Below are 22,860 nucleotides of genomic sequence, written 5' to 3'. Positions count from 1 at the left end.
TCCGTGGAAGTGGGATGCACCAAGTTAGGTAAGGCTACCCTAACTAAACCCGTCGGTCGGCGCGCAAACCGGCCCCACCCTCGCCGGAAAGGCGCTGGTGGGGCCGGGGGAAGGTGCGGTCAGTGCAGGGTGCGGAGCACCAGACCCGTGGCGGGCTTCGGGCCGAACGAGGTGGACTTACGGGGCATCGTGACGCCCTGCTCGGCGAGCGCCCGTACCGTCTCCTCCGGAACGGCGCGCATCAGCACGGCCGTACCGCCGTGCGTCGCCGCCTGCTCCACGGCCGCCTCGATGTGGTGCAGATAGCCGATGTGCTCCGGGCGGTCGGGCACCTGCCAGACGACGTCCAGCAGCGTCGAGTGGAGCACCGTGGCGTCCAACTGCCGCCACGCCCGCGGCCGGCGCGCGTCGACCGTGCGGGCCAGCAGCGCGGGCGAGGGCCTGTCCAGCAGGTGGAAGACGCCGTCGCCCTCGGTCAGCAGGAACGCGTTCCCCGGGGTCTCCTCGAGCTCTTCCAGCGCCTCGTCCAGCGGTGCCTCCAGCGTACGGACACGGAAGGCGGCACCCTCCCCGTGCGCCGCGCCGGCCCGGTCGAGGAGGTCGAGCGCCCGCTTCAACGGGAGCCGGGGCAGCACCCGGTGGATGGCGCGCACCTGGAGGGGGTAGCGCGCGGTGTCGACCAGCAGGACCAGGCCGTAGTTCCACGGCGAGCCCTCGCCGCCGCCCTGCTCGGCACGCAGCCGCAGATACGTCGCCCAGCGGTGATGGCCGTCGGCGATCAGCGCGCTGTGCCGGGACAGCTCCGCGTCCACCTCGGCGAGTTCGGCCGGGTCCGTGACCGCCCACAGCCGGTGGGCGAAACCGTCCTCCGTCGTCGTCGCCATCAGCGGTGCCCCGCGCGTCGCCCGCTCGATGACCGCCGTGGCCCCCGTGCGGGTGCCGTCCCCGCGGTAGGACAGCAGCAGCGGCTCGGGATTGGCGGCCAGCTCGCGCATCAGCTCAGCGCGGTCGGCGACGACCTCGTCTATCACTCCCTCGTGCGGCAGCACGACCCCCTCCTCGGGGGCCGTCAGCCGCAGCGCACCGATGAGGCCGCGCTGCAGCAACTCGCCCTTGCGCTGCTCGTAGACGTACAGCGCCGGTTCCGCGTCCTGGGCCAGCACCCCGTCGGCCCGCCAGCGGTGCAGCGTCTCGGCCGCCTGGCGGTGCCGGGCCGCCGGGTCCGCGGCCTGGGGCAGGATGAGCCGCACGATGTTGTACGGGTCCGCCGTCTCCAGGTGACGCAGCCCGTCCGGCCTGACCACCACGTCGTACGGCGGCGAGGTCACGGCAGCGAGGCCGCTGATCCTCTCCGGCGCGTAGCGCAGCCCCCGGAACGGGGCGAGTCTCAGTCCTCGGACGGTCATCTGTGCATGGTATGCCGGTGCCCGATACCCGGTGGACCGGGGCACAGGGGGCGCAGGGGTGCGGAGCGCGCCCGGGGTGTACGAGAGGATCGGTACGGCGCGCGGCCCGGTCACGGCCGCCGTCTGTCCCGGGAAAGAGCACAAGGAGCGAGCCCTCATGCACCACAGCCCCGCTGCCGGCACGGCCACCGCGGCTCCGCCGTCCCGCCCGCTGGCTGCCGAGGAGCCGCTGCACACCTCGTACGACACGGCACTGCTGGACCTGGACGGGGTGGTGTACGCCGGCGGAGAGGCCGTGCCGCACGCGGTCGGCTCGCTGGCCACGGCGCGCGAGAGCGGGCTGCGGCTGGCGTATGTGACCAACAACGCGGCCCGCACACCGCAGACCGTCGCGGCACATCTGACGCGGCTGGGTGTGCCGGCGGCTGCCGACGAGATCATCACCTCGGCACAGGCGGTCGCCCGGCTGATCGCCGAGCGCGTCCCCCGGGGCGCGCGGGTACTGGCCGTCGGCGCCGACGGGCTGCGGGTCGCGCTGGAGGAGCGCGGGCTGACCGTCGTCGAGACGGCCGAGGAGGAGCCCGCAGCCGTGGTGCAGGGCTACGGCGGGCCCTCGATGGAGTGGGGGCGCCTGGTCGAGGCGGCGATCGCCGTGCAGCGTGGCGTGCCCTGGTTCGCCTCCAACACCGATCTGACCATCCCCAGCGGACGCGGCATAGCGCCCGGCAACGGTTCGGCCGTCGAGGTCGTCCGCATCGCCACCCGGTGGATGCGCACCCCGCCCGAACCCGTGGTCGCCGGCAAGCCGCTGCCGCCGATGCACCGGGAGTCCATCCTGCGGACCGGCGCGCGGCGGCCGTTGGTGGTCGGCGACCGGCTCGACACCGACATCGAGGGGGCGCACGCGGGGCGCGTGGACTCACTTCTCGTCCTCACCGGGGTGACCGACGCCGCTCAGCTGATCGCCGCCCGACCGGTGCACCGCCCGACCTATGTGGCCCGCGACCTGCGCGGACTGTTGCAGGCCCAGCCGGAAGTGACGGGCGACGCCGCCAGTGGCTTCGGGTGCGGCGGCTGGACGGCGCACGCGGGCGCGGAGCAACTGGAGCTGGTGGGCGACGGCGACCCGGTGGACGGCCTGCGCGCCCTGTGCGGGGCCGCCTGGTCGGCGGCGGGCGAGGGGGAGTGCCGGCTGGACGCGGGCAGCGCGCTGACCCGGCTGGGCCTTTGAGGGCCCGGCCGGGTCACCCGAGCGGCGTTGTCAGCCGGCGGCAGCCAGGGCTTCGGCGACCAGCTGCTCCTCGGTCGCGCCCAGCCGCCAGTAGCCGGTGAACGTGACCGCGCGCCGGTCGAAGCCGCGCTCGGCCACCAGGTGGCGGCGCAGCGCCTTGACGGTGCCGGACTCGCCAGCGATCCACGCGTAGGGCATGCCGTCGGGGAACCGGTCCCCGCGCACGGACTCGACCATCCGCTCCGTGCGCGGTACTGCGGCCGCCTCGTCGCGCACCAGCCAGGTGAACCGGGCGTCGGCGAGGGTCGGCAGGTCCTGGACGTCCTCCCGGTGCGCCACCTCGACGAACACGCGCGCGGGCATCCCCGCAGGCAGCCACTCCAGGGTGGCGCCGATGGCGGGCAGCGCGGTCTCGTCGCCGCTCAGCAGCACCCAGTCGGTGCCCTCGGGCGGCCGGAAGTCGACGCCCGCGTTGTCCTCCACGACCGGCCCGAGCAGCGTCACCCGGTCCCCGGGCATGGCCCGCAGCGCCCAGCGCGATGCCGGGCCGGTCTCGCCGTGCAGCGCGAAGTCGACGTCCAACTCGTCGTCGGCCCCGTACCGGCCGCCCCTGCGCAGCGCCCGCACCGTGTAACTCCGCATGATGCCGCGGATGTTCTCGTCCATTGCACGCCACTGCGCGAACCAGTTCTCGCCCGCCTCGGTGGGCACCACAGGGGTGGTCTGTCCCGGCTGCGGCAGGAAGAGTTTGAAGCGCTGGTCCCGGCCGCCGGAGGCGAAACGATCCAGCCCTTCGCCCCCGAAGGTGATCCGCAGCATGGTCGGACCCAGTCGGCGGGCCCGTACGACGTGCAGTTCGAAGAACGCGAACGGAACGGTGGAGGGCGCGGGCTGCGCCGTGCTGACCGTGCTCATCGTGTCTGCTCCTCGGCGAAGGGGATGGGGTGCGGCGCTGTGCGTGTGGTGCGGGCGGCCGGCAGAGCCGGAGGGCGGAGGCGTCAGTCGAGCTTCTCGGCCTTCTCGATCGCGTCCGCGAGGTCCTCCAGCAGGGGCGCCGCGCCCGCGTACGAGAAGCGGGGCTCGGCCGCCCACGAGGCGACCTGGCCCGCCTTGACGGCGGGCAGGTCGGTCCAGGACGGCTTCGACTTGAGGGCCTTGGGCTGGAGGGACTGGGTGCGGTTGTCCAGGATGATCAGGTCCGCCTTGTACTTGTCGGCGTTCTCCCAGCTCAGCTCCTCGAAGAAGCCCTGCTTGCTGACCTTCTTGGGCTTCACCAGGTCGACGCCGAGCTGCTTGAAGTACTGCAGGTCGGAGTTGGCGTCCGGGTCGGAGACGTAGAACAGGTCGGGGGCACCGGAGGCGGCGAGGACCCGGATTCCGCTCTTGGCCGCCTTGCGCAGCCGTTCGGCCGCCTTCTCGAAGTGGGCCTTGGCGTCCGTGACGGACTTGGCCTTCACATCGGCACCCAGCGACTCGGCGAGCTTCGCGTACTGCTGGATGACCTCGTTCATCGGGATGCCCGCCGCCCTCATGGCCACCTGGGGGGCGAGCTTGTAGATCTTGTCCTTGCTCTCCTCGGGGACGTAGAAGAGCGCGTCCTTGAGGTACATGTTGCTGATCAGCAGCTGGGGGCGGAGCTTGGCGTACTTCTCCAGGTCGAACTCGCCGAAGGCGTTGCCGATGATCTTCACCTTGGAGATGTCCATGTCGCCGGCGAGCACATCCGGCTCGCCGTTCTTCTTCTTCGTCGGACCGAAGACGCCGACGACGTTGTCGCGCACTCCGAAGTCCCACAGCGCCGCGGCGGTGGCCGTATAGGCGACGATCCGCTCGGGAACGGCGTCCAGGGTGACCTTCTTCTTACGGTCGTCGGTGAAGGCCCACCCCTTGCCCTTGGCGTCGCCACCCGAACCGGAACCTGACCCTTCACCGCCGCAGGCGGCGAGCAGCGCCCCGAGACCGGCGGCACCGCCGGCGGCGAGCAGACCACGGCGGGAAAGGGAGGGCATAGGGGAAGAGCTGGGCATTTCTAGGGCCTTCTCTCGACGTACTGGGGACGAGGTACGGGGACGGGCCCGCGGGCATGCCGCGGACGTACCTGCGGGGCGGCCGTGGGGCCGAGTTCGCAGTTAGGCTAACCTAACCAAAGTTGTTGTTGTCCAGTGGCCGGGCGCCCCCGTCTCCCCGGCCCCGACCGGAGCGCGTACGTGACTTTCACCAAGTCCCCGCAGGTCCAAGGGGATTCAGCGGCAGTACGCCGTGGCAACGGACAGCCGAAGGCCGCGGAGGAACAGCCGGCGCGTGCCCGGACCCCGCTCGCCCGGGCCGCCGGGCTGCTGGCCGCCGCCCTCGTGCTGCTGCTCGTCGTCTTCCTCAGCCTCGCCTTCGGTGCCCGGCCGCTCTCGCTCGGCGAGGCGTGGTCGGGGCTCGTCGACAGCGGGTCGGCCGACTACACCGTCGTTCACGAGATGCGGCTGCCGCGCACTCTCCTGGGCCTGCTCGCCGGTGTCGCGCTCGGTCTGGCGGGCGGCGTGATGCAGGCGCTCACCCGCAACCCGCTGGCCGATCCGGGACTGCTGGGCATCAACGCCGGCGCGGCGGCCGCCGTGGTCACGGCCATCTCCTTCTTCGGTGTCGCCGGGTACACCGGCTACATCGGCTTCGCCTTCCTCGGTGCCGCCGCCGTCTCCGTCCTCGTCTACGCCGTCGGGGGCGGACGCGGCGCCACCCCCGCGCGGCTGGCTCTCGCCGGGACGGCACTCAACGCGGCGCTGATCTCCTATGTGAGCGCCGTTCAGCTCCTGGACACCGCCTCGCTGGACCGGATGCGGTTCTGGATGGTCGGCTCCTTGGCCCGCGCCCAGGACTCGACCGTCCTCCAGGCGCTGCCCTTCATCGCCGTCGGCGCTCTTCTCGCACTCGTCCTGGCCCGCCCGCTGAACGCGCTCGCACTCGGCGACGACGCGGCACGAGCCCTCGGCTCCCGGCCCGGCCGGACGCGCGCCGCCGCCATCGTGGCCATCACCCTGCTGTGCGGGGCCGCCACCGCCGCCTGCGGGCCGATCGTCTTCGTCGGGCTGATGGTGCCGCACATGGTGCGCGCGCTCACCGGACCCGACCAGCGCTGGCTGCTGCCGTACTGCGCCGTCCTGGCACCCGTGCTGCTGCTCGGCGCCGACGTCCTCGGGCGCATCCTCGGCCGGCCCAGCGAGCTCCAGGTCGGCATCGTCACCGTCGTACTCGGCGGCCCGTTCTTCCTCTACTTCGTGCGCAGGCGGAGGGTGGCACACGCATGAGCCTCACCGGCACCCGTGAGAACGTCCTGCGCACCCCGGGCGGTCTCTCGGTCAACTACCGGCCGCGCGCCCTGCTCGTCGGCACCGGCTGTCTGGTACTCGCGCTGGTCGCCGCCGTGTTCGCGATCGGCAGCGGCGAGTACCCCATGGCACCGGGCGAGGTGATCCGTACCCTGCTCGGGCAGGGCGACCCCGCCGACGCGTTCATCGTCAACGAACTGCGGCTGCCCCGCACCGTCACCGCGCTGCTCGTCGGAGCGAGCCTGGGGCTGTGCGGCGCCGTCTTCCAGGCCGTGGTGCGCAACCCGCTCGGCAGCCCGGACATCCTCGGCTTCACCAACGGGGCTGCCGCCGGAGCGCTGTTGGTCATCTTCGCGGCGGGCGGCAGCAGCGCACTGCTGGCGGGCGGGGCCGTCACCGGAGCCGTCGTCACCGGGGCGCTCATCTACGCCCTCGCCTGGAAGCGCGGTATGCACGGCTACCGGCTGGTGCTCGTCGGCGTAGGTGCCACCGCCATCCTGACCGGCGTCAACAGCTACCTCATCACCCGCGCCGGTATCACCGAGGCGTCCCGCGCCGTGCTGTGGATGACCGGCAGCCTGGACGGGCGCGGCTGGAACGACGTCATGCCGCTGGCCGTCGGCATGGTGGTGCTCGTACCGCTGGTGCTGCTGGGCTGCGGACGCGCCCTGCGGATGATGGAGATGGGGGACGACGCAGCCTGCGCGCTCGGCGTCCGTGTCGAACGCACCCGGCTCGCCCTGCTGGCCGCCGGGGTGCTGCTGGTGGCGCTGTCCGCCGCCGCCGCGGGACCCGTCTCCTTCGTCGCGCTGACGGCACCGCAGCTCGCCCGGCGCCTCACCAGGACGCCGGGGCCCAACCTGCTGCCCTCGCTGTGCATGGGCGCGGCGCTGCTGATCTGCGCCGACCTGGTGGCCCAGCGGGCCTTCGGGGAGCACCAGCTCCCCGTCGGCGTGATCACCGGAGTGGTGGGTGGAGGGTATCTGGTGTGGCTGCTGGCCACCGAGCGCAGGGCCGGGCGGATATGACGGATATGAGGGAGTCGGACGTGCCGGCTCCGGCCTCGAAGGAATGCACGCACCCAACGGAAGCGGGGACACGATGAAGACCGCCACTGGGGGTATCTCCGGGCCGGAGGCCGCCGGAGACGCTGCCGGAGACAAGGTGGCCGCCTCCGGCCGTGCCGCGCCGGCGGCCGGAGAGCCCCGGCTGACCGGGCACGGTCTCACCCTCGCCTACGACCAGCGCACCATCGCCCGTGAGCTCGACGTCGCGGTGCCCGACCGCTCGTTCACGGTCGTGGTCGGCCCCAACGCCTGCGGAAAGTCCACGCTGCTGCGCGCCCTCTCCCGGATGCTCAAGCCCGCCGAGGGGCAGGTCCTGCTGGACGGCGGCGACATCGCAGGCATGCCGGCCAAGGCGCTGGCCCGCACCCTGGGCCTGCTGCCCCAGTCGTCCACGGCTCCCGAGGGCATCACCGTCGCCGATCTGGTGGCCCGCGGCCGCTACCCGCACCAAGGGCTGCTGCGCCAGTGGTCGCGGGACGACGAGCAGGTGGTGGCCGAGTCCATGGCGGCCACCGGCGTCGAAGGACTCGGCGACCGGTTCGTGGACGAGCTCTCCGGCGGCCAGCGGCAGCGGGTGTGGATCGCCATGGCGCTGGCCCAGCAGACGCCGCTGCTGCTGCTGGACGAGCCCACCACCTACCTGGACATCGCGCACCAGATCGAGATTCTCGACCTGTGCGCGCGCCTGCACGAGGAGGAGGGGCGCACCCTCGTCGCCGTACTGCACGACCTCAATCACGCGGCCCGCTACGCCACCCATCTGATCGCGATGCGGGAGGGCCGGATCGTCGCTCAGGGGGAGCCGGGCGAGGTGGTGACAGCTGAGCTGGTCGAGGAGGTCTTCGGGATGCCCTGCCGGGTGATCGACGACCCGGAGACCGGCACTCCGCTGGTGGTGCCGGCGGCCCGGCGCTGAGCCCGGCGGTCTGCCGCCCCGGCAGTCTGTCGACCCGGCGGTCTGCCGCCCCGGCGGTCTGTCGACCCGGCGGTCTGTCGACCCGGCGGTCTGCCGCCCCGGCAGTCTGTCGACCCGGCGGTCTGTCGGACCCGGGAGGTAGCGTCGGGGGCATGAGCGAGTTCGCGCAGGGACCCGGGCCCGGGCACGCCCCCACCCCCGAGCAGCAGCCCTCGGCAAACGGCACCGAGCGGTACGACGAGACGGCGCAGCCCGAGAAGCCGTACGGGCGGACGGAGGCGGCCGAGAAAGCCGGAGACACGGCGCCGTCCGCGCAGACCGACGCCACGGAGCGGGCCAGGGAAGCCGAAGCGGAGCCGGACCGGGAAGCCGAAGACGCCGGAGGCGCCCAGGAGCAGGCCGGTGAGCCCGACGACGGTCCGCGGCCCCTCGGTGTTCCCCTGCGCCCCACCGGCCACGGCCCGGTCGACGCCCACCTCCGGCGGCTGGAGGACGCCGACCACCTCGCTGTCTCCGGCCATCTGGAGGTGTACGAAGATGTCCACCGTGGCCTGCGCGAGAGCCTGGCCGCGCTGGACCGACCCCACACCCCCCGGAGCTGAGCCGTGGCACGACGCCGACTCGACGCGGAGCTGGTGCGCCGCAACCTCGCCCGTTCGCGGGAGCACGCCGGCCAGTTGATCGCCGCGGGACGGGTCACGGTCGGGGGCAATGTGGCGGCCAAACCGGCCACCCAGGTCGAGACCAGCGCGGCGCTGGTCGTCAAGACGGACGAGAGCGATCCGGACTATGTCTCGCGCGGCGGCCACAAGCTCGCCGGAGCGCTGGAAGCGTTCGTTCCGCGCGGGCTGCGGGTCCAGGGCCGGCGTGCGCTGGACGCGGGCGCCTCGACCGGCGGCTTCACCGACGTGCTGCTGCGCGCGGGAGCAGAGCACGTCGTGGCCGTGGACGTGGGCTACGGACAGCTCGCCTGGTCGCTGCGGAGCGACCCCCGGGTCACCGTCAAGGACCGTACGAACGTCCGGGAGCTGACCGTGGAGGACATCGGCGGCCTGCCGGTGGAACTGGTCGTCGGTGACCTGTCGTTCATCCCCTTGGGGCTCGTACTGCCCGCGCTCGTCCGCTGTGCCGTGCCCGAGGCCGACCTGGTGCTGATGGTGAAACCACAGTTCGAGGTGGGCCGGGAGCGGCTGGGCAGCGGCGGTGTCGTCCGCAGCCCCGAACTGCGTGCCGAGGCCGTGCGAACGGTCGCCGGACACGCGGCAGCCCTGGGTCTGGGCGCGCAGGGCGTCACCTCCAGCCCCCTGCCGGGACCTTCGGGAAACGTCGAATACTTTCTGTGGCTGCGTGCCGGGGCCGATGACCTCGACCCGGCCGAAGTCGAGCGAGCGGTGGCAGAGGGGCCCAAGTGACCGAGGACAGCCGAGCTGCACAGTCGGCACAGCCAGCACAGCCCTCCGGGAGCACCTACCCGGTCAGCGCGGACCGTCCGGCCGCCCAGGATGGCGACCGCACGGTCTTCCTCCTCGCGCACACCGGCAGACCCGCCGCTGTGCGCAGCGCCGAACTGGTCGTCCAGGGGCTGCTGCGCTGCGGCATCGGGGTCCGGGTGCTCGCCGAGGAGGCGGCCGACCTGCCGCTCCCCGACCGGGTGCAGACGGTGAGCGCCAAGCCGGACGCCGCCGAGGGCTGCGAACTGCTGGTGGTGCTCGGCGGCGACGGGACGCTGCTGCGCGGCGCCGAGTTCGCACGGGCCTCGGGGGTGCCGATGCTCGGCGTCAACCTCGGCCGGGTCGGCTTCCTCGCGGAGGCCGAGCGCGACGACCTGGACAAGGTCGTGGACCGGGTGGTCTCCCGGGCCTACGAGGTCGAGGAACGGATGACCCTCGATGTGATCGTACGCAACGCGGGCTACAACGCGCACAGCCCCGGCAGCGGGCACATCGTGCACGCCGACTGGGCGCTCAACGAGGTCTCCGTCGAAAAGGCGGCCCGCGAGCGGATGCTGGAGGTCGTCATCGAGGTCGACGGCCGTCCCGTCTCCAGCTTCGGCGGCGACGGCGTGGTGTGTGCCAGCCCCACCGGGTCCACCGCCTACGCGTTCTCAGCGGGCGGGCCCGTGGTGTGGCCCGAGGTGGAGGCGCTGCTGATGGTGCCGATCAGTGCCCATGCGCTGTTCGCCAAGCCTCTGGTGACCGCCCCCGATTCGGTGCTGGCCGTCGAGGTGCAGCCGCAGACGCCGCACGGGGTGCTGTGGGCCGACGGACGGCGCAGTGTCGAGCTGCCGGCCGGGGCGCGGGTGGAGGTGCGGCGCGGTGCGGTGCCGGTGCGGCTGGCACGGCTGCACCACGCTTCTTTCACGGATCGCCTGGTGGCCAAGTTCGCTCTTCCGGTTACGGGCTGGCGAGGGGCACCGCGCTGAGGGGTGCCCGAAGTGAGGGGAGAAAACCGCCAAGGCGGGTGAATGGTGACGGATCGGCATGGTGGGGTGCCCCACGTCCGGGTGCCGGCCGGACCACTGGTGTGGCCGACACGAGGAGACCTCGTATGGTCGTATCCGTGTTGGAGGAGATGCGGATCAAAGCCCTGGGCGTGATCGACGACGCCGTTGTCGAGCTGTCGCCCGGCTTCACCGCGGTGACCGGCGAGACCGGCGCGGGCAAGACCATGGTCGTCACGAGCCTCGGGCTGCTGCTCGGTGGGCGTGCCGACGCCGGGCTCGTCCGGGTCGGCGCCAAGTCGGCCCTGGTCGAGGGACGGATCGCGCTCGCGCCTGACGACCCGGCCGCCCGCCGTGCCGAGGAGGCGGGCGCGGAGCTGGACGAGGGGGCGCTGCTGGTCAGCCGTACGGTCTCGGCCGAAGGCCGCTCGCGGGCCCACCTGGGCGGGCGCTCGGTGCCGGTCGGGCTGCTGGCCGAGCTGAGCGACGACCTGGTGGCCGTACACGGCCAGACCGACCAGCAGGGCCTGCTGCGCGCGGCGCGGCAGCGCGCCGCGCTGGACCGCTACGCGGGGGATGCCGTGGCGCGGCCGCTGGCCGCCTACCAGGAGGCGTACCGCAGGCTGCGCACCGTCGCGGCGGAGCTGACCGAGCTGACCACCCGCGCCCGCGAGCGCGCCCAGGAAGCCGACATGCTGCGCTTCGGCATCCAGGAGGTCGAGGCCGCCGAACCCCGTCCGGGCGAGGACGCCGAACTCGCGGCCGAGGCCGAACGGCTGGGCCACGCCGAGGCCCTGGCCTCCGCGGCCACCACCGCGCACGGCGCGCTGGCCGGAGATCCGGCCGACCCGGAGGGCGTGGACGCCGCCACCCTGGTCGCGGGGGCCCACCGGGCCCTGGAGGCGGTGCGCTCCCACGACCCGGCGCTGGCCGCGCTCGCCGACCGGCTGGGCGAGGTGCACATCCTGCTCTCCGACATCGCGGGCGAACTGGCCGGATACGCCGACGACCTGGACGCCGATCCGCTCCGGCTGGCCGCCGTCGAGGAGCGCCGCGCCGCGCTGGCCCAGCTCACCCGCAAGTACGGCGAGGACATCACCGCCGTCCTCGCCTGGGCCGAGAACAGCGCCGAGCGGCTGACCGAGCTGGAGGGCGACGACGACCGGATCGGTGAGCTGACCGCCGAGCGGGACGCGCTCCGCGCCGAACTCGCCTCCCTCGCCCGTACGCTCACCGAGGCGCGCGCCGACGCCGCCAAGCGGTTCGCGGACGCGGTCACCGAGGAGCTGGCCGAGCTGGCCATGCCGCACGCCCGGGTGACCTTCGAACTCAAGCACACCGAGGACCCGGACGGCCTCGACGTCGACGGGCGCACCCTCGCCTTCGGCCCGCACGGTACGGACGAGGTCGAACTGCTGCTCGCACCGCATCCGGGCGCACCGGCGCGGCCCATCGCCAAGGGCGCCTCGGGCGGCGAACTGTCGCGGGTGATGCTCGCCGTCGAGGTGGTCTTCGCCGACTCCGACCCGGTGCCGACCTACCTCTTCGACGAGGTGGACGCGGGGGTCGGCGGCAAGGCGGCCGTCGAGGTGGGCCGCAGACTGGCGCGGCTGGCCAAGTCGGCGCAGGTCGTGGTGGTCACGCATCTGCCGCAGGTGGCCGCGTTCGCCGACCGTCACCTGGTGGTGCAGAAGACCGATGACGGCTCGGTGACCCGCAGCGGCGTACGGGCCATGGAGGGCGAGGACCGGGTGCGCGAGCTGTCCCGGATGCTCGCGGGCCAGGAGGACTCGGAACTCGCCCGCGCCCACGCGGAGGAGCTTCTGGAGGCGGCCCGCACCGGAACCTGACGGCCGCGACGACGGGCGACCGCACGCCGAGCAGGCGAGCAGGCGAGCTGGGGGCGCCATGGTGCGCGGAGCGGCGTGCCGGCCTTTCGAGGGGCGCATGGCTGATTTGCGAGCGCCGTCACTCGTGTGAGTGAGAGCGTCCGGTGTGCGCCCCGCTGTGACGGCCGTTGGGACCGTACGACGGCGCGGCGGGGCCCCCTCGCCTGGCATCCTGGGCAGGCCCCGCCCTCACCGCCCGACTCAGGGAGCCCGCCTGCCGTGAGCCCGAGCCGTACCCATGCACCGCGTCGGCCCGCGGTCGGTGCGCGGCCGCCGCACGCCGTGCATGTGCTCGGCTGCGGTCCCGCGGCCGACGGCACCGAGGCACCCTCGGCGCGTACGGCGGCCCATGCGCGCTCCCTCGCCCGGGGCCTGACCGCACGCGGAGTACGGGTGACCGTGTGCGCCCGGCAGGACGGACCCCTGCGGCACGCCATCACCGGGACCGGAGCCGAGTTCGCCGCCCTGCCGGGCCGGACGGAGGCCGACGCGGCCGCCCGGCTGCGCACCGTCTGCGCCGACGCCGATCTGATCCACGCCCACGGACTGCGCGCCGGACTGCTGGCAGCGCTGGCGCTCGGGAGGCGGCGCGGCACCGTGCCGCTCGTGGTCACCTGGCACGCCCTGCCACGGGCCGCGGCCGCACACGCCTCCCGCACGGAGGCCGCCCGTGAACTGGTGACCCGGCTGCTGGTGCGGCGGGTGGCCAGGGCCGCCACCGTCGTCCTGGGCGCCACCACCGAGCTGGTCGACATGGCACGCCGCGGCGGGGCGCGCGACGCGCGGCTCGCCCCCGCGCCCATCCCGCTGACCGACGCCGAGCCCCCGCCGGGGGAGGAGAGCCCGGACGGCGAGGAGGTGCTGAGGCACAAGGCGCGCGCGGGCATCGGCGCCCTCGACCGCCCCCTGATCCTCACCGTCGGCCGGCTCGACGGGCGGCGCGGCCATGACAGCGCGCTGACCGCCTCCCGCGGCTGGCGCGGCCTCAACCCGCCACCACTGCTCGCCCTCGCGGGAGAGGGCCCCGAGCGCGCTGCGCTCCAGCGCCGTATCGAGGAGGAGCGGCTGCCCGCGCGGCTGCTGGGGCGGCGGGCCGACGCGCTGGGGCTGCTGGCGGGCGCCGACATCGCCCTGCTGCCTGCCCGCTGCCGGGGCCACTCGCTGGTGGCGCAGGAGGCCCTGCGGGCCGGGGTGCCGTTGGTTGCCGTCGACGGTGGCGGGATGCCGGAGCTCGTCGGCTCCGCCGCTGTGCTGGTGCCCTGCGGGGACGCCGACTTGTTGTCCTCGGCCGTTGCGGCCTTGCTTGCCGATCCGGACCGGCGGGCCGAGCTCGCTGCGGCCGGGCGCGCGCAGGCGCGGACCTGGCCCACGGAGGACCAGGTCGCCGCGCAAGTGCTGACTGTCTACGACGAGTTCCTGAGCTGACCCTCGCATGGTGCGTTGCCCCGCATGGGGGCTGCGGGACGCGCCCCGTCAGGGGCGCGCGGAACTGGGCGACGAGCCACAACTCACCCGCAGTCTGCAACGCGCGGGAAGGAGCACCCCCGAATCAGACTCCGTAAGCCCCCGAAGCGGTCAGCCGGAGGGCGGTGTCGATCAGCGGCACATGGCTGAACGCCTGGGGGAAGTTGCCGACCTGGCGCTGGCGCGCCGAGTCCCACTCCTCGGCCAGCAGACCCACATCGTTGCGCAGGGCCAGCAGCTTCTCGAACAGCTTGCGTGCCTCATCGACCCGGCCGATCATCGCCAGGTCGTCGGCGAGCCAGAACGAGCAGGCCAGGAAGGCGCCTTCCTCGCCCGCGAGCCCGTCCACGTTCTCGGCAGCGCCGTCGGACCCCGCCGCGCTGCTGGTGGGGTAGCGCAGCACGAACCCGTCCTCGGTCGTCAGCTCACGCTGGATCGCCTCGATGGTGCCGATGACCCGCTTGTCGTCCGGCGGCAGGAAGCCCATCTGCGGGATCAGCAGCAGCGAGGCGTCCAGCTCCTTGGAACCGTAGGACTGGGTGAAGGTGTTGCGCTCCTTGTCGTACCCCTTCTCGCAGACCTGGCGGTGGATCTCGTCACGCAGATTGCGCCAGCGCTCCAGCGGACCGTCCACGTCGCCGGCCTCGATGAGCTTGACCGTGCGGTCGACGGCAACCCACGCCATCACCTTCGAGTGCACGAAGTGCCGGCGCGGGCCGCGCACCTCCCAGATGCCCTCGTCCTTCTCCTCCCAGTGGTTCTCCAGATAGCCGATCAGCTTGAGCTGGAGGAGCTGGGCGTAGTCGTTGCGCGCCAGGCCCGTCATATGGCCCAGGTGCAGGGCCTCGACCATCTCGCCGTACACATCGAGCTGGAGCTGGCCGGCCGCGCCGTTGCCCACCCGCACCGGCTTGGAGCCCTCGTACCCCGGAAGCCAGGTCAACTCGGCCTCGGACAGTTCACGTTCGCCCGCGATGCCGTACATGATCTGAAGGTTCTCCGGGTCGCCGGCGACCGCGCGCAGCAGCCATTCGCGCCAAGCGCGGGCCTCTTCTCGGTAGCCGGTGCGCAGCAGGGAGGAGAGGGTGATGGCCGCGTCCCTGAGCCATGTGAAGCGGTAGTCCCAGTTGCGCTCCCCGCCGATCTCCTCGGGCAGCGAGGTGGTCGGCGCGGCGACGATTCCGCCGGTGGGCGCGTAGGTCAGCGCCTTGAGCGTGATCAGCGAGCGGACCACGGCCTCCCGGTAGGGCCCGTGGTAGGTGCAGGTCTCGACCCAGTCGCGCCAGAAGTCCTCGGTGGTGCGCAGCGCCTCCTCCGGCTCCGGAAGCTCCGGTGCCTCGCGGTGCGACGCCTCCCAGCTGATGGTGAACGCCATCCGGTCGCCGGGGCCGACCGTGAAGTCGGAGTAGGTCGTCAGGTCCTTGCCGTAGGTGTCGGCCTCGGTGTCCAGCCACACCGAGTCGGGTCCCGCCACGGCCACCGTGCGGTTCCCCGCCTTGTGCACCCACGGCACGACCCAGCCGTAGGAGAAGCGCATCCGCAGCGCCGAGCGCATCCGCACCCGTCCGCTGACGCCCTCCACGATCCGCACCAGCTGGGGCGCGTGGTTCTCACGCGGAGGCATGAAGTCGATGATCCGGACGGTACCCCGCGGGGTGTCCCACTCCGATTCCAGCACCAGGGAGTCGCCCCGGTAGCGGCGGCGGTCGGCGGGTGGCGGATCGCCGCCGGCCGGGTGTGCGGGGCCCACCCGCCAGAAGCCGTGCTCCTCGGTGCCGAGCAGGCCGGCGAACACCGCGTGGGAGTCGAAGCGGGGTAGGCAGAGCCAGTCGACCGTGCCGTCCCTGCCGACGAGGGCGGCAGTCTGCATGTCTCCGATGAGTGCGTAATCCTCGATGCGCCCAGCCACGTGCATCTCCAGTCGAACGAACTGCGACGCCCCCGCGGGACGTGCTGGTGACGTGTGTATTTCTGCCTGTCGGTGGCAAGTGTCCGTGAAGGATACGACGCAGCGATCCCTTCCGCCCGACGGTCGGCTGAGTCCGAATGCGCCGATTAGGTGACCTTCGCTACCGCGTTCACCTGCTGCGACTCCCTTGTCACGCTGGGACCCGCCCGGCTGCTCGGCTACCCGGCCGTAGGCACGGGCAGCCGCGGCGACCCGGCGGCACTGTTACGCTGGTAGCCCGTGGAGCGGTGGGCACGTGAACGCGTTCTGTTCGAGACGACAGCCCCCCGAACCGCAGCGAGGCCACCCCGGAAAGCCCCTTCGGGACGATCCCAGGATGCAGCCTCCGCACCCCACCAAGCGACCACGGGAGCCCCCTCTTGGCCATGCCGCCTACATCCATGACGACCAAGCACCTCTTCGTCACCGGGGGTGTCGCCTCCTCGCTCGGCAAGGGGCTCACCGCCTCCAGCCTGGGTGCGCTGCTCAAGGCGCGTGGCCTGCGGGTCACCATGCAGAAGCTGGACCCCTATCTGAACGTCGACCCCGGCACGATGAACCCCTTCCAGCACGGTGAGGTGTTCGTCACCAACGACGGCGCCGAGACCGACCTGGACATCGGCCACTACGAGCGCTTCCTCGACGTCGACCTCAACGGCACCGCGAACGTGACCACAGGGCAGGTCTACTCCACGGTCATCGCCAAGGAGCGGCGCGGCGAGTACCTGGGCGACACCGTGCAGGTCATCCCGCACATCACCAACGAGATCAAGCACCGCATCCGCCGGATGGCCACCGACGACGTGGATGTCGTCATCACCGAGGTCGGCGGCACCGTCGGCGACATCGAGTCGCTGCCCTTCCTGGAGGCCGTCCGCCAGGTGCGCCACGAGGTCGGCCGCGACAACGTCTTCGTCGTCCACATCTCGCTGCTGCCCTACATCGGCCCGTCCGGCGAGCTGAAGACCAAGCCCACCCAGCACTCGGTCGCCGCGCTGCGCAACATCGGTATCCAGCCGGACGCGATCGTGCTGCGCGCCGACCGCGACGTGCCCGTCTCCATCAAGCGGAAGATCGGGCTCATGTGCGACGTGGACGACGCCGCGGTGGTCGCCTGCAAGGACGCCCGCTCCATCTACGACATCCCCAAGGTGCTGCACTCCGAGGGGCTGGACGCCTATGTCGTCCGCAAGCTCGACCTGCCCTTCCGCGACGTGGACTGGACCCAGTGGGACGACCTGCTGCGCCGGGTGCACCAGCCCGACCACGAGGTGACGGTCGCGCTGGTGGGCAAGTACATCGACCTGCCGGACGCCTATCTGTCGGTCACCGAGGCGCTGCGCGCCGGCGGCTTCGCCAACCGGGCCCGCGTCAAGATCAAGTGGGTCACCTCCGACGACTGCAAGACCGCCGAGGGCGCCAAGCGGCAGCTCGGCGACTGTGACGCCATCTGCATCCCAGGCGGCTTCGGCGAGCGCGGCGTGGACGGCAAGGTCGGCGCCATCACCTACGCCCGGGAGAACCGCGTACCGCTGCTCGGCCTCTGCCTGGGCCTGCAGTGCATCGTGATCGAGGGCGCCCGCAACCTGGCGGGGATCAAGGACGCCAACTCCACCGAGTTCGACCAGTCCACCGCGCACCCGGTCATCTCCACCATGGAGGAGCAGCTCGACATCGTCGCCGGCGAAGGCGACATGGGCGGCACCATGCGGCTGGGCATGTACCCGGCCAAGCTGGCCGAGGGCTCCATCGTGCGCGAGACCTACGGCGGCGAGCCCTACGTCGAGGAGCGCCACCGACACCGGTACGAGGTCAACAACCACTACCGCACCGAACTGGAGAAGAAGGCAGGGCTGGTCTTCTCCGGTACCTCGCCCGACAACAAGCTGGTCGAGTACGTCGAATATCCGCGCGAGGTCCACCCCTACCTGGTCGCCACCCAGGCCCACCCGGAGCTGCGTTCCCGCCCCACCCGTCCGCACCCGCTCTTCGCCGGCCTGGTCAAGGCCGCCGTCGAGCGCCAGCAGGGGGAGTGACCGCCATGGCCAGCCGCATCGCCGACACCCCCGAGGAGTGGGAGGTCACCGCGACCTCCACCCCCTTCCAGGGCAACAAGACCGGGGTCCGTACCGACCAGGTCGTCATGCCGGACGGCTCGGTGGTCGGCCGCGATTACCAGACCCACCCCGGCTCTGTCGCCATCCTGGCCCTCGACGACCAGGACCACGTCCTGGTCCTCAGCCAGTACCGGCACCCCGTCCGCGAGAAGCTGTGGGAGATCCCGGCCGGGCTGCTGGACGTCCCCGGCGAGAACCCGCTGGCCGCCGCGGAGCGTGAGCTGTACGAGGAGGCCCACGTCAAGGCCGAGGACTGGCGCGTCCTCGTCGACGTCTACACCACCCCCGGCGGCAGCGACGAGGCCGTACGGATCTTCCTGGCCCGGCAGCTCTCCGAGGTGCAGGGCGAGCGCTTCGAGGTCGCCGAGGAAGAGGCCGACATGGAGCTGGCCCGGGTGCCGCTGGAGGAGCTGGTACGCGGGGCGCTGGCCGGACAGCTGCACAACAACTGCCTCGTGGTGGGGTGCCTGGCGCTGAACGCCGCGCTGAGCAGCGGCGGCGGCCTGGGCGCGCTGCGTCACGCCCAAGCGCCGTGGCCGGCGCGGCCCTTCGACCCGAGGTAACCGCTTCTCCTCCCCCGGCGCGGGGCCCGGGGGCGGGGGAGGGGACGGGTCACCTGAGCCGATGTGGTGATTTTCGGGCCGGGTGGGGCGGCCGTTGGCGGCTTTCCCCACCGGACGGTGAACTACGCTCGCAGCAATTCGTCCGCGCACACACCAGGTGAACAGCGAACGGGAGCGTAGCCCGTGACAGATCAGGCGGTGCAGCCCACGACCGCGGGGCCGGGCCCCCACCCGTTCACCGGCCGCGATCGCGAACTGCGCGCACTGCGCGAGGACATCGAACGCGCCGGGCTGCACACCCTCTCCGGCCATCCACCACAGCAGAGCCGGGTACTGCTGATCGCCGGGGCTCCCGGCTCGGGCCGTACCGCGCTCGCCGAGGAGTTCGTCCGCCGGATCGCCGACCGCTACCCGGGCGGTGTGCTGCGCGCCCGGCTGACCGAACCCGGCGGCACCCCGGTCACCACCGAGCGCGCAGCGCGCGACCTGCTGGCGGCCCTCGCCCGGTCGAGTACGCCACGCCCCCGGGAGTCCGGTGAAACCGGTCGGACCCGCCCCGGCACCCCACTGCCGGGCGCCGACGAGGACACCGTCGCCGAGGCGTTCCGTACCGCTCTGGCCCGCCGCGGCCGCACGGTGCTGCTGCTCGACGACGTGGCGCACTCCGATCAGCTTCTCGACCTGGCCCCGGAGAGCCGGGACTGCCTCGTCGTCGCCGTCTCCTCCGGGCCGCTCACCGAGGTGCCCGACGTGCGCCCCTGCACCCTGGGCGGGCTGGACCGGGCCACGGCCGTCGCCCTGCTGGCCCGGCACGCGGGCTCCTCGCCCCGCATCACCGTGGACCCGCGCAGCGCCGAACTGCTGGCCGAGCAGTGCGGCGACCTTCCGGCGGCGCTCACCCTGATGGGCGGCTGGCTCGGCGCCCGCCCCAAGGTCTCGGTGCACGACGCGGTCAAGATGCTGGCCGGGACGGAATCCGAGCCGGCGGAGAGCTCCACGGCGCAGCCGCAGGGGCAGCCGCAGCCGTCCGCGCCCCCGCCCCCGCCACCGTCCCCGTTCTCCGGGTGGGAGGGCGAGGAGGCCACCGAGCAAGCCGGTTCCGCCGGGCGCCGCTCGGCCGCATCCCCCGCGCCGCCCGCCCCGGTGGCACGTGCCTTCCGGCTCGTCCACGACTCCCTGTCCCGCCCGCACGCGCGGCTGCTGCGGCTGCTGACCCTCGCACCTGCCGGATTCGTCGATCCGCAACTGGCCTCGGCGCTCGGCGGTTGCTCGGTGAGCACCGCGCACGCTGCCCTGGAGGAGTACGTACGGCTCGGCCTGCTGCGCCCGCTGGAGGGCGAGCGCTACCAGGTGCCCGGCTGTCTGCATCCGCTGCTGCGGGCCCAGCTGGTGGTGCACGAGCGGCCCGGCGAGGCGCTGCTGGCGCGGGCGCGGATGCTGGAGCGGCTGATCCGCCGGGTCCAGGCCAGCTGGGCGGTGTGCGAGCCCTCCGGGTCCGAGGCGCGCGGGCAGCTGGCGGAGATGCCGCGCGCGCTGCGCTTTCTGCACCCCCTGGAAGCGCGGGGCTGGCTGGAGGAGCGGCGGGGGGTGCTGTTGGCCGCGGCCAGGGCCGCCGTCTCGGAGGGCGAGGGCCAGCTCGACACGCTGGCCCGCCGACTGGTCTCCGCGCTGGCCCGCGCTTTCGACGCGCACTGTGAACCCGAGGACGCCGAGGCCGAGCTGTACCGGCTGCACGAGCTGGTGCTGCGGGTGGCCGAGCGCAACCGGACGCACCGGGAGCGCGCTGCAGCCCTGCTCAACCTCGCCGCTCTCGACGCGCGCACCGGCCGTCTGGAGCAGGCCCTGGTCCGGTACCGCACGGCGCTGGACGCGGCACGTCAGGCGGACGACGAGCGGGCGGCTGGCCGGGCCCTGGAGTCGCTGGGCGGCTGCTACGCGGAGCTGGGTGACTGGGACCGGGCCGCCGACTGGTACGGCAGGGCGCTGGCCCTGCGGCTGACCCGCCAGGAGCGTGCCGACCGCGAGGCGACCGCGCGGCTGCACGGCCGGATCGGCGCCGTCCATACGCAGGCGGAGCGGTGGGAGGAGGCGCTGCGGGCCTGGCGGGCCTCGGCGGCGGCGTTCCGCAGGCTCCCGGACCCGGGGGCCCAGGCGCGGGCGCTGGCGGAGGCGGCCAGGGTGCAGGAGTACGCGGGCCGGCCGCAGGACGCGCTGCGCACGGTCGGGCAGGCCCTGGAGGTCTCCCGGGGCGCCGGGGACGCCCGGCTGGAGGCGGCCCTGGAACTGCGGGCCGCCGACGCCTCGGCGGGCGCGGGGCACCTGCGCGCTGCCCAGCGGCACCGCGCGGCGGCCACACGGCTGCTGGGCCCGGCGGCTCGGGCCGGGGAGGCGGACCCGAGGGCGGAGGCGGACCTGTGGGCGGGCGCCCGGCCGGTGGGAGCCGACGCCGAGCGGGACGGCGCCGAGCGGGACCGCGCCGAGGCGGGGCCCGGCCGGGCCGGGGCGCAGCAGCGGGCCTGAGCCGGGGCGGAGCCGCCGTGAGCCGGTCCTGAGCCGGGCCTGAGTGGGGGAGCACCTGCCTCGTGGCAGCTGAGGATCAGTGGCAGTTGAGAACCCATGGCAGTTGACAACCCATGGCAGTGGAGAAGCGGAACGGCGTCCTTGGGTACCCGGTGTGTGGTGTGACGAGCGCCACTGGACGGCTGTCCGCGACGTCTACGGCGGCCTGTCCACGCCTCCTCACCAGCAACCTGCGAAACGTATAGCAATCTCGAAAAAGATCGACCGTTTGTAAGGCTGGACAGCTCAGCTTCCTTCATTAGACTGGTCGAGCCGCGGTCCCCCCGGTGTTTTCGAGCATGCGCGACCCGGCTTTCTCTGCCTTCTGCACCCTGAGTGAAGGACCGTGATCGACGTGAAGGTCGGTATCCCCCGCGAGGTCAAGAACAACGAGTTCCGTGTCGCCATCACCCCGGCCGGGGTCAACGAGCTGGTGCGGAACGGGCACGAGGTGTTCGTGGAACAGGGAGCCGGAGCCGGCTCCTCCATCCCCGACGCCGAGTACACAGCAGCCGGCGCCACCATCCTGGGCACGGCGGACGAGGTGTGGGCCACCGCCGACCTGCTGCTGAAGGTCAAGGAGCCGGTGGCCGAGGAGTACCACAGGCTCCGCAAGGACCAGACCCTCTTCACCTACCTCCACCTCGCCGCCTCCCGTGAGTGCACCGACGCGCTGTTGGAATCGGGCACCACGGCCATCGCCTACGAGACGGTCGAGCCTGCCAACCGGACGCTGCCGCTGCTCGCCCCGATGTCGGAGGTCGCGGGCCGCATCGCACCGCAGGTCGGCGCCTACCACCTGATGGCCTCGGCGGGCGGCCGCGGCGTGCTGCCCGGCGGCGTGCCCGGCGTCAACCCGGGCCGCGCGGTCGTCATCGGCGGCGGGGTCTCCGGCTGGAACGCCACCCAGATCGCCGTCGGCCTCGGTTTCCACGTCACGCTGCTGGACAAGGACGTCAACAAGCTCCGCGAGGCCGACAAGATCTTCGGCAACCGGGTGCGCACCATCACCTCCAACGCCTTCGAGCTGGAGCGTGCGGTGCTCGACGCCGATCTCGTGGTGGGTGCCGTGCTCATCCCGGGCGCCAAGGCCCCGAAGCTGATCAGCAACGAGCTGGTCTCCCGGATGAAGCCGGGAAGTGTCCTTGTCGACATCGCGATCGACCAGGGCGGCTGCTTCGAGGACTCGCGGCCGACCACCCACGCCGAGCCGACCTTCCGGGTCCACGACTCGGTCTTCTACTGCGTCGCCAACATGCCCGGCGCCGTGCCCAACACCTCGACGCACGCGCTGACCAACGCGACACTGCCCTACATCGTGGAGCTGGCCAACCACGGCTGGCGGGACGCGCTGCGCCGCGACCCGGCGCTGGCCAAGGGCCTCAACGCGCATGAGGGAGAGGTCACTTACGGCCCCGTCGGCGAGGCGCACGGCCTGCCGGTGCGGGACATCGCCACGCTGCTGGGCTGACTCCCGGCCCATCGGTGCGCTGACGGCACAGGCTGGGACAGAGCCTGCGGCCGGGGTCAACCCCCGGCGTCAACGTCAGCAACCTCACGTCACCGTCCGGACCTTGGAGGGAAGGTCCGGACGGTGGCGTCGTCGTGTCCCCGGGACGTCGACCCAACTTGCCCGTAACGTAACTGTCCGACCTTTTTGCCCACCCGGGAAACCACCCGCACGTCACCCGGGAGCCTCTTGACATCGGGGGGCTCGCATACCGACACATCGGGCCGTCTGAGGCGGATTGTGTTGCTGCGGACCGCCGACACGCCATAGAGTCGCCAACCGTCGGCATGGTGTCACGCTGACTAGTCGAGAAATTTCCTGGTCACCATTGGAGGTACGACGACTTGTGAACGAGTCGACATTTTCTCCCGGGGGTGGTCAACCAGGAGCGCCTGTACGAGGCCAGGGGTCCTCAGGTCCCACAGGACCCGAG

Annotated in this window: 17 protein-coding genes; 13 read left to right on the top strand and 4 right to left on the bottom strand. The window is 72.7% G+C overall.

Translation table 11 applies throughout. From position 1 onward, the window contains the following. Nucleotides 1–119 precede the first annotated feature (119 nt). On the bottom strand, nt 120–1,406 hold the full coding sequence (locus tag JW592_RS31185) for a DUF1015 family protein (RefSeq protein WP_209268636.1): 1,287 nt from the start codon (nt 1,404–1,406) through the stop codon (nt 120–122). Nucleotides 1,407–1,563: 157 nt separating this feature from the next. Between JW592_RS31185 and JW592_RS31180 the strand changes: the two genes are divergently transcribed. Continuing rightward, nucleotides 1,564–2,637: an HAD hydrolase-like protein gene (locus JW592_RS31180; protein WP_209268635.1), complete on the top strand. Its 1,074-nt coding sequence runs from the start codon at nt 1,564–1,566 to the stop codon at nt 2,635–2,637. A gap of 30 nt (nt 2,638–2,667) precedes the next feature. Here JW592_RS31180 and JW592_RS31175 read toward each other — a convergent pair whose 3' ends face one another. Together JW592_RS31175 and JW592_RS31170 are read right to left on the bottom strand one after the other, a co-directional pair. Next, nucleotides 2,668–3,552, bottom strand: a complete 885-nt coding sequence (locus JW592_RS31175) for a siderophore-interacting protein (RefSeq protein ID WP_209268634.1) — start codon at nt 3,550–3,552, stop codon at nt 2,668–2,670. An 83-nt stretch (nt 3,553–3,635) separates the two neighbouring features. Beyond that, on the bottom strand, nt 3,636–4,646 hold the full coding sequence (locus tag JW592_RS31170) for an ABC transporter substrate-binding protein (protein WP_209268633.1): 1,011 nt from the start codon (nt 4,644–4,646) through the stop codon (nt 3,636–3,638). 198 nt (nt 4,647–4,844) lie between these two features. Between JW592_RS31170 and JW592_RS31165 the strand changes: the two genes are divergently transcribed. The 8 genes from JW592_RS31165 (at nt 4,845) to JW592_RS31130 (ending at nt 13,691) form a co-directional block, all read left to right on the top strand. Next, on the top strand, nt 4,845–5,933 hold the full coding sequence (locus tag JW592_RS31165) for a FecCD family ABC transporter permease (protein WP_209268632.1): 1,089 nt from the start codon (nt 4,845–4,847) through the stop codon (nt 5,931–5,933). After that, a complete protein-coding gene (locus JW592_RS31160) occupies nt 5,930–6,982 on the top strand; it encodes a FecCD family ABC transporter permease (protein WP_209268631.1) in 1,053 nt (350 codons plus the stop codon). The genes JW592_RS31165 and JW592_RS31160 overlap by 4 nt, the downstream gene beginning before the upstream one ends. A gap of 73 nt (nt 6,983–7,055) precedes the next feature. Continuing rightward, nucleotides 7,056–7,937 (top strand): ABC transporter ATP-binding protein, encoded by an 882-nt coding sequence (locus JW592_RS31155; RefSeq protein WP_229377156.1) that lies wholly within the window; start codon nt 7,056–7,058, stop codon nt 7,935–7,937. Nucleotides 7,938–8,089: 152 nt separating this feature from the next. Continuing rightward, nucleotides 8,090–8,539, top strand: a complete 450-nt coding sequence (locus tag JW592_RS33080) for a hypothetical protein (protein WP_229377155.1) — start codon at nt 8,090–8,092, stop codon at nt 8,537–8,539. A 3-nt stretch (nt 8,540–8,542) separates the two neighbouring features. Continuing rightward, entirely contained in the window at nt 8,543–9,349 is an 807-nt protein-coding gene (locus tag JW592_RS31145) for a TlyA family RNA methyltransferase (RefSeq protein ID WP_209268630.1), read from the top strand. After that, complete coding sequence (locus JW592_RS31140; RefSeq protein ID WP_209268629.1) at nt 9,346–10,359, top strand: NAD kinase; 1,014 nt, start codon at nt 9,346–9,348, stop codon at nt 10,357–10,359. The genes JW592_RS31145 and JW592_RS31140 overlap by 4 nt, the downstream gene beginning before the upstream one ends. A gap of 125 nt (nt 10,360–10,484) precedes the next feature. Further along, complete coding sequence (gene recN / locus JW592_RS31135; RefSeq protein WP_209268628.1) at nt 10,485–12,227, top strand: DNA repair protein RecN; 1,743 nt, start codon at nt 10,485–10,487, stop codon at nt 12,225–12,227. A gap of 258 nt (nt 12,228–12,485) precedes the next feature. Next, the gene (locus tag JW592_RS31130) at nt 12,486–13,691 is read left to right on the top strand and encodes a glycosyltransferase family 4 protein (protein WP_209268627.1); all 1,206 of its coding nucleotides are present in this window, start codon (nt 12,486–12,488) and stop codon (nt 13,689–13,691) included. A 124-nt stretch (nt 13,692–13,815) separates the two neighbouring features. On the opposite strand, the gene JW592_RS31125 is transcribed toward JW592_RS31130, so the two are convergent. Further along, nucleotides 13,816–15,645, bottom strand: coding sequence for a glycoside hydrolase family 15 protein (locus tag JW592_RS31125; RefSeq protein ID WP_209268626.1), 1,830 nt, complete (start codon nt 15,643–15,645; stop codon nt 13,816–13,818). A 419-nt stretch (nt 15,646–16,064) separates the two neighbouring features. Here JW592_RS31125 and pyrG point away from each other — a divergent pair, with 419 nt between their 5' ends. The 4 genes from pyrG to ald all read left to right on the top strand — a co-directional run bounded on the left by pyrG (nt 16,065) and on the right by ald (nt 22,388). Beyond that, nucleotides 16,065–17,714 carry a CTP synthase gene (gene pyrG / locus JW592_RS31120; protein WP_209268625.1) on the top strand — a complete coding sequence of 550 codons (1,650 nt, stop codon included), beginning with the start codon at nt 16,065–16,067 and terminating at the stop codon, nt 17,712–17,714. Between the two features lie 5 nt (nt 17,715–17,719). Beyond that, nucleotides 17,720–18,358 carry an NUDIX domain-containing protein gene (locus JW592_RS31115; RefSeq protein ID WP_209268624.1) on the top strand — a complete coding sequence of 213 codons (639 nt, stop codon included), beginning with the start codon at nt 17,720–17,722 and terminating at the stop codon, nt 18,356–18,358. 183 nt (nt 18,359–18,541) lie between these two features. After that, the gene (locus JW592_RS31110; RefSeq protein WP_209268623.1) at nt 18,542–20,878 is read left to right on the top strand and encodes a tetratricopeptide repeat protein; all 2,337 of its coding nucleotides are present in this window, start codon (nt 18,542–18,544) and stop codon (nt 20,876–20,878) included. Between the two features lie 394 nt (nt 20,879–21,272). Then, nucleotides 21,273–22,388: an alanine dehydrogenase gene (gene ald / locus JW592_RS31105; protein WP_209268642.1), complete on the top strand. Its 1,116-nt coding sequence runs from the start codon at nt 21,273–21,275 to the stop codon at nt 22,386–22,388. The last annotated feature ends 472 nt before the right edge of the window (nt 22,389–22,860 follow it).

The organism is Streptomyces spirodelae (assembly GCF_017676385.1).
GTDB classification, from domain to species: Bacteria; Actinomycetota; Actinomycetes; order Streptomycetales; family Streptomycetaceae; genus Streptomyces; species Streptomyces spirodelae.
This window is presented reverse-complemented; position numbering and strand designations above follow the sequence as displayed.

What these genes read in the sequence shown, in the direction of transcription:
- JW592_RS31185 (WP_209268636.1), bottom strand. Translation starts at nt 1,406, where the DNA reads ATGACCGTCCGAGGACTGAGACTCGCCCCGTTCCGGGGGCTGCGCTAC.
- JW592_RS31180 (WP_209268635.1), top strand. Translation starts at nt 1,564, where the DNA reads ATGCACCACAGCCCCGCTGCCGGCACGGCCACCGCGGCTCCGCCGTCC.
- JW592_RS31175 (WP_209268634.1), bottom strand. Translation starts at nt 3,552, where the DNA reads ATGAGCACGGTCAGCACGGCGCAGCCCGCGCCCTCCACCGTTCCGTTC.
- JW592_RS31170 (WP_209268633.1), bottom strand. Translation starts at nt 4,646, where the DNA reads ATGCCCTCCCTTTCCCGCCGTGGTCTGCTCGCCGCCGGCGGTGCCGCC.
- JW592_RS31160 (WP_209268631.1), top strand. Translation starts at nt 5,930, where the DNA reads ATGAGCCTCACCGGCACCCGTGAGAACGTCCTGCGCACCCCGGGCGGT.
- JW592_RS31155 (WP_229377156.1), top strand. Translation starts at nt 7,056, where the DNA reads ATGAAGACCGCCACTGGGGGTATCTCCGGGCCGGAGGCCGCCGGAGAC.
- JW592_RS33080 (WP_229377155.1), top strand. Translation starts at nt 8,090, where the DNA reads ATGAGCGAGTTCGCGCAGGGACCCGGGCCCGGGCACGCCCCCACCCCC.
- recN (WP_209268628.1), top strand. Translation starts at nt 10,485, where the DNA reads ATGGTCGTATCCGTGTTGGAGGAGATGCGGATCAAAGCCCTGGGCGTG.
- JW592_RS31125 (WP_209268626.1), bottom strand. Translation starts at nt 15,645, where the DNA reads ATGCACGTGGCTGGGCGCATCGAGGATTACGCACTCATCGGAGACATG.
- pyrG (WP_209268625.1), top strand. Translation starts at nt 16,065, where the DNA reads ATGCCGCCTACATCCATGACGACCAAGCACCTCTTCGTCACCGGGGGT.
- JW592_RS31115 (WP_209268624.1), top strand. Translation starts at nt 17,720, where the DNA reads ATGGCCAGCCGCATCGCCGACACCCCCGAGGAGTGGGAGGTCACCGCG.